1 protein-coding gene is annotated in these 544 nt (G+C 71.5%); it reads right to left on the reverse strand.

Annotated elements, in window-relative coordinates:
• A partial coding sequence (locus J1C73_RS09330) for a helix-turn-helix domain-containing protein (RefSeq protein WP_207315919.1) occupies window positions 1–407 on the reverse strand: 407 nt, incomplete at its 3' end.
• Window positions 408–544: the final 137 nt, after the last annotated feature.

Here is a 544-nt window from a genome sequence, read left to right on the forward strand (position 1 = left end):
AGCCGGGCCGGTCCCTGCCCCGCAGGCGCCAAGGGTGCGACGGGGTGCTCCTTGGTGGCGGCTTCCTCTGGCGGTGCGGCCGAGGCCGCGTCCTCCTGCGGTTCGGGCGGAGTGAGGAGCGGTTTCGGGCCGGTTGCTGGGGTGGTGTTGGGGTAGCGGTGGGCGAGGCCCTCGAGGAGGCGGCGGTAGGCCTCCAGGCGTTCACCCTTGGGCTCGGCGCGGCCAGCTTCCCACGCGGTGATGCTCGGCACGCGCACACCCAGGGCCTGGGCGACGGCAGCTTGGGTGAGGCCGGCGGCTTCTCGCAGGCGTGCCCGTTCGGTTGGGGCGGGCAGGACGGTGCCGTCGTCGACGGCGGCGAGAAGGGAATCGATGGCCGTGAACAACTGTTCGGGCTGGTTCGTCATGTGTGTGGTCCCCGGCTACCGGACGCCCTGGCGGATTTCTTCCAGGCGGGTCACCAGCCGCTGATAACGCTGGGAGGCCGCCTGGGAGGAGTTCAGGCCCTGATGGGCGGCGATCTGACGCCATTCCATGGTGCGGC

This window comes from Streptomyces laculatispora (assembly GCF_017353455.1).
In the GTDB taxonomy this organism is placed as follows: Bacteria; Actinomycetota; Actinomycetes; order Streptomycetales; family Streptomycetaceae; genus Streptomyces; species Streptomyces laculatispora.